The sequence below is a fragment of the Phyllobacterium sp. P5_D12 genome, assembly GCF_054049495.1.
This window is the reverse complement of the sequence record NZ_JBFUMG010000298.1, coordinates 1-5,451: the sequence shown is the minus strand read 5'-3', so window position 1 is coordinate 5,451 and position 5,451 is coordinate 1. Positions and strand designations below refer to the sequence as shown.

The window sequence follows — 5,451 nt, the reverse complement described above, 5'->3', positions numbered from 1 at the left end:
AGTCAGGACCGCAGCCATGGCGTCAGTCTGCAAGTGGAGGTAGCTCCAACGACCATGCCCAGTATGATATCGGCCGTGATGACATCGGTGCTGCTCAACAGTACAAAAGCCCTGCCTGAACCTCCGCCGACTGTACAGATCAAAGGTATCACCGCGACTGCGATTGAACTCGAGCTGTCGTYCCGCGTACGGGACATTTCAGAGGTTCCAGCAGCCAAGAATGAGTTATACGACCTACTTTACAGGCACCTGAGAGCGGCAGGTTTGGTACTTGCTGGCGCCGAGGCTTCCGGCGATAGAATCGAAACCACAACCCAAAGAAAGAAAACACCACTCTCGCTTTTGAATGCCGTTCCGCTGTTCGCGTCGCTCACCGATGAGGAGAAGGAAATTCTGGCGGGCTCTATGAAACGGCGATCCTTCAAGAAAGACGAGCACATTATCGAACAAGGCGATACTGCCTCATCGTTGACGATCGTTCGTGCCGGAGCTGTTGTCGCCATGCGGCAGGACGGAACGAGGGAGACGGAAGTCGGACGGTTGGCTCCTGGTGAATACTTTGGCGAGACAGGGTTTCTTCTCGGCGTCGGGGAGGCGGCCACGCTTCGTRCATTGACCGCAGTTGTAGTCTACAAGATTGATCAGTCTAGCCTTGCCCCTCTGCTGCAGGAACGAGCAGCTTTAGCGGAAGAACTCGCGTTGACGTTGTCACACCGTGTTGAGTACGGTCTGTCCCTTACAAACAGGGGCATGACCCAGAAGGGCAAATCCGTCCCGTCGCTAGTTGCTAGGATCAAGAGCCTCTTTGAGGTTCCGCAAAGCGAGCTGTGAGGCCTGTGAGAAGCGCTAGCAGCCTTACGGGTTGGCAGAGAGCTCGATTGAGCGCCGGTAGTCATCCATTCGCTTGGTGAAGCTTTCCTTGTCGTCAAGATTTGAGCTTCGCTGGCGAGCGAGCCCGCAATGGAATGTGTACCTGCTGCCGGTCAAAGGGTTCGCGAACTGAAGAGCCATGACTACCTTGTCATCGGAATCGCTGAAGGAGGAGTGGATCAAGGTGAACATTATGGTCTCCGTGGTTCGTGTTTGCTTTCCCGTATCATGCCTGTGAGGCCCGCCGGCCGTAACCATACTTGGGTCTAGGTAAGCCCTGCCGATGATAGGACACGCCCCCGGCTAGGATAAAAAAGAGGCCATCCAAGGGCGAAGGATGGCCTCCAGTGGGTCGCGGTCCGCAGACTTCGACGCAGGGGAGCAAGTCGAAGTCTGAAATTGGCCGAGGCTGAGGTCGGCCACCCGCCTCATTGGGAGGAGAGGGATGAGGTGGTAAACAAAGACTACGGGGAACGGGGCGCGGCCGAAACTATACTAAGGTCGTTAAGGACCTAAACGCTCATCTGATATCGCGCCGAGTATTTCTCAACCAGGATACGGACGTCGCTCAATCCGAGCCTTTCAATCACATGGAGAACATCATGCTTGTCAGAAATCTCATCGCTGCCACTGTACTTGGGTCGGCCCTCTGGGCAAGCGCGTCGCATGCTGAGGGCGTCGCGGTCGGCAAACTCGACTGCGATGTGTCTTCGGGCATAGGCGCGATCGTTGGATCGAAGCAGGATGCGACCTGTATATTCCAGCCATCAGGACAAGGCGCGGCCAGCCAGTATACGGGAACGGTCACAAGCTTCGGCCTTGACGTTGGCACTATCGATAAAGCGCGTCTGATCTGGCTTGTGTATGCTCCGACACATGGCCCGCAAGGCGGACTTGAAGGAACCTATCGCGGCGTGGAGGCAAACGTCAGCCTTGGTCTGGGCGTCGGAGCCAACGCGCTGGTCGGAGATGGCAGAAATTCGTTTACCTTACAGCCGCTGTCCATTGAAGGGGAACAGGGTCTAAACCTCGCCGTAGGTGTCTCCGAGTTCAAACTTCGTGCACTTTAGCTGCGTGAATGGGCGTTCGAACTTCAAGAATGGACTTGGCCAGGATGAAGGGCTGGGGGAGGCAGCGGCGGTGCACCCCCAAGGGCACATCAATCGTGGTGACACGTGTTGTTGTAGTTGTTCTTTCACGGACAACAGGAACGGGTGGCGGGAGTTCGAAAGGCGATCATTTAGCCGCCGCCGGCTTCTCTATGAAGCCGCGCTGATACCGCGCAGTGATAGGCTATGCGCAAGCCGCTACCACCGGAAGTTTCGAGGACGCTTACGACCGACATCGACAGAACCAACAGGATCGCGAACAAACAGTTGCTCGCGGCAAAGGACGTACACCGACGCTCATTGGGATTGGGAAGGCTCGGGGCCATCGATCTCCCATCTTCACGGGTCGTCGGCTTAAACAGATGAAGGACCCGTCATGGCCGACACCGAGCCAAGAACGATGGAAATCAGTGTCGGGAATGATGTGCAAGGCATACGGGCGCGCCTGCTGCGATGGCTCGTCCTGCGAAGCGAGGCGGCCACGCTTGCCATTATCTACTCCGTGGCCACTGGGGTTCTCTCCGGGTTAGCTGGGATGGCGCTGGCGCTTGTGCTGCACTGGGTGCAGCACAGGGCGTTTGGCTACAGCCTTGCAATAGTGATCGGCCCAGAGAACTTTCTTGAAGGTGTCTCTTCGGCATCCAAGACCCGGCGTATTGCTGTCCTGACAGTCTGTGGGCTTATTGCCGGCCTCGGCTGGTATCTGCTCCGCAGATTCGGTCGTCCGCTAACGAGCGTCAGTTCTGCGGTCAAAGAACCTACGAACTTGATGCCAGTCGCGGAAACAATGATCCACGGTTTGCTCCAGATGGTCACTGTGGCGATGGGGTCGCCGCTCGGCCGCGAGGTCGCCCCGCGCGAGTTGGGAGCGCTTCTCGGGCAGCATGTTGCAAGGTGGGGCAAAGTGTCGGACGAGGATTTCCGACTGCTCGTGGCATGCGGGGCGGGTGCCGGCCTTGCTGCAGTCTACAATGTACCGACTGCCGCGATGGTCTTCATTCTAGAAGTGCTAGTCAAACGCGTCAGCCTGAAAATACTGCTGTACGCAGGTATCAGCTGTACCACCGCCGCTTGGGTCGCTCGTGCCGCGCTTGGAGCTGATCCGCAATATTCTATTCCCGCCTATGGGGTCGACGAGCCTCTCGTGCTGTGGAGCCTGGCTTTCGGCCCTCTTCTGGGCGCGGCCGGCTATGCATTCAGTAGGTGGACGGAAAAATGCACGCGAGCCGCGCCATTGAACATATCGCAGGTGTGGAAGAGTGCCCTTGCGTTCTTAATTGTCGGCATCATATCGACGGTCCTTCCACAATTGCTCGGCAATGGAAAAGGTCCGGCCGAGCTTGCCTTCTCCGACAACCTTTCCCCTGGGCTAGCTTTGCTGCTAATTGTCGCGAAGCTTCTGTCGCTGACGCTCGTTCTCAGGGCCGGGGCGAGAGGCGGGCTGTTGACACCTGGGTTCTCGTTGGGAGCCTTGATTGCGATAGCCATTGGCGGGTTGATGCAGCCATGGATGACTTTCGCCACTGATGGAACTCTGGCGATCGTCGGCGCCGCCTCATTTCTTTCGTCATCAATGGCGATGCCTTTCACGGCCATCTTCCTCTCGATGGAGTTTTTGGATGCACCACTGCCGTTTCTGCTGCCCATCACGATTGCAGTTGTCTCCGCGTCGGCCGTGCGATTGGCCCTCAAATCTGCGTTGGAGCGGGGGGCGGCGGCTACACCAATGGCGTTTACACCCTCTCGTTGATCAAGATCCATTTTCCCAATCTCGTTGTCCGCCTACCGGGGACATCGTGCGCTAAGACCGATTCCGAGTAGCGCTAACCTTTACAGCAATGGGCAACGGTGCTGTCATGGGAACCGGAGATGCGTTTGGGACGCCAGAAGTGTCAACCGGACCGAGATCCGGTGACTTCAGCGGCAGTTGGAGGATTGGGATGTTGCCTGAAATGGAGAAGGTCGTGGACATGTGCTTGCCCGGCTGATCCATGATGAGGATGGCGTGCGCATCATCGTCTACATGGTCGTCTATCCGGTGAGATGCTACGTAGGGTCTTATCGAGGTCGCGGATGACGGGGAAAGAGACTCCTGCGGTGATGGCGTTCCGTAAAAGCGCTAGGCTAGCGTAGCGTCATCTTAAGGTTCAACAGGTGTTCGCGAAGAAGCGAGTAGCCTTGTTCCCACAACGCCACACAGGTACGGTCGAATATCGACCTATAGCGAGCCTCGCTCTCCTTGAGCGTGTTATTGATCGAAAGCAAGGTGAGGCGTGGGGTCTCCGTTTTGAGGAGCAGCTTTGTGGTAACGAATAGTGCCGCGAGCGCGACGATCAACCGAACGATCGATTGAAGGTTGACGTGGGCAAGCTTGAACAAGATTGGGCGAAGATAGGGGCCGACACCAATGAGCGCGAGCGTGCTCTCGGCTTGCGTCCGTCGTCGGCGGATGAAACCCGAGCAGTCGGAGTTTTACCGGGGTGCGGGCGCCTACTGATGCGCATTTCTTCAGCTTCGAAACCTGGTTCACTTCCGTAAGCCGAAATGACAACGCCTGTCTTGACGGTCCTCGCTGGCCCGAACGGGCAGGGAAATCCACGATTTACGAGATCATCACTTCTTTCTACTTTGCGGTGGTGGGGAAACTTGGGCGCAGGCAGGTTAAAGCCGCGTTCAATTGTCTTGGTGGCGTGCCCTTGTTACCGCCATCACCCTAAACTCGTATGAGCCTTGCTGCGGCGGGAGCCCGAAAACACAGATTGTCGAGCCAACATCCCGCTTTGTAAAATCGTAGACTCCGCCGCACACCCGCACCTATCAGCGGCGAACGGCTAACTCAAGGCAGTTGATTAGCGTATCGATATCTACGGGCTTTCCTAATACGGCGAGCGCGCCGCCGCTCATGGCGATGGCTCTCGTACGCTCATCTTTATAGGACGTCACGAAGATCATCGGCGGCCTGCCGGAGTGCTTGTTAAGTTCAACCTGTAATTCGATGCCACTAAGACCGGGCATTTTGACATCGACAAGCATGCAATCAATTTCCGAGCGTGGTTCGAATTCCAGGAATTCTTCCGCAGAAGAGAACAGCTTGCATTCGTAGCCGCAGGATTTGACCAGGTCGTCCATTGCTTCTCGGATCGTTTGGTCGTCGTCTACGACCGCTATGGTGGGAACTGGGGGCAAAGCACCAACCTTTTTAATTTCTTATGACCAACTTGTTATGCGCTCGAACCTGGCTACACGATACCATACTAAGATACAGGTGGGTGGCTCGACCCGGCCATGATCTCCGCCTTTTTCACAAGGTCGACTACGGTGCGGGCTTCCATTTTCCTCATGACATTCCCGCGATGAAGCTTCACGGTCACCTCGCTGATACCCAACTCGAAAGCGATCTGTTTGTTCATCAAACCCCTGATTACACAGCCCATTACTTCGCGTTCTCTTGGCGTAAGGGTCTGTGCCAATG

The 5,451-nt window shown here is 56.4% G+C and carries 7 protein-coding genes; 3 read left to right on the top strand and 4 right to left on the bottom strand.

The genetic code is table 11. The annotated features are described in order from the left end of the window. A partial coding sequence (locus tag ACXJ5O_RS17635; protein ID WP_457301024.1) for a cyclic nucleotide-binding domain-containing protein occupies positions 1–831 on the top strand: 831 nt, incomplete at its 5' end. Positions 832–855: 24 nt separating this feature from the next. Here the strand turns inward: ACXJ5O_RS17635 and ACXJ5O_RS17630 are convergent. Further along, on the bottom strand, positions 856–1,062 hold the full coding sequence (locus tag ACXJ5O_RS17630) for a hypothetical protein (RefSeq protein ID WP_457301023.1): 207 nt from the start codon (positions 1,060–1,062) through the stop codon (positions 856–858). A gap of 410 nt (positions 1,063–1,472) precedes the next feature. Between ACXJ5O_RS17630 and ACXJ5O_RS17625 the strand changes: the two genes are divergently transcribed. Both ACXJ5O_RS17625 and ACXJ5O_RS17620 read left to right on the top strand, forming a co-directional pair. Next, positions 1,473–1,940, top strand: a complete 468-nt coding sequence (locus ACXJ5O_RS17625) for a DUF992 domain-containing protein (RefSeq protein WP_457301022.1) — start codon at positions 1,473–1,475, stop codon at positions 1,938–1,940. A 415-nt stretch (positions 1,941–2,355) separates the two neighbouring features. Next, positions 2,356–3,729 (top strand): chloride channel protein, encoded by a 1,374-nt coding sequence (locus tag ACXJ5O_RS17620; protein ID WP_457301021.1) that lies wholly within the window; start codon positions 2,356–2,358, stop codon positions 3,727–3,729. Positions 3,730–4,103: 374 nt separating this feature from the next. On the opposite strand, the gene ACXJ5O_RS17615 is transcribed toward ACXJ5O_RS17620, so the two are convergent. The 3 genes from ACXJ5O_RS17615 to ACXJ5O_RS17605 all read right to left on the bottom strand — a co-directional run. Next, positions 4,104–4,358 carry a hypothetical protein gene (locus tag ACXJ5O_RS17615; protein ID WP_457301020.1) on the bottom strand — a complete coding sequence of 85 codons (255 nt, stop codon included), beginning with the start codon at positions 4,356–4,358 and terminating at the stop codon, positions 4,104–4,106. A gap of 438 nt (positions 4,359–4,796) precedes the next feature. Continuing rightward, the gene (locus ACXJ5O_RS17610) at positions 4,797–5,165 is read right to left on the bottom strand and encodes a response regulator transcription factor (protein WP_224506439.1); all 369 of its coding nucleotides are present in this window, start codon (positions 5,163–5,165) and stop codon (positions 4,797–4,799) included. Between the two features lie 68 nt (positions 5,166–5,233). Then, positions 5,234–5,451 (bottom strand): response regulator transcription factor (locus tag ACXJ5O_RS17605; protein WP_457301019.1); only part of this gene is annotated, 218 nt, incomplete at its 5' end.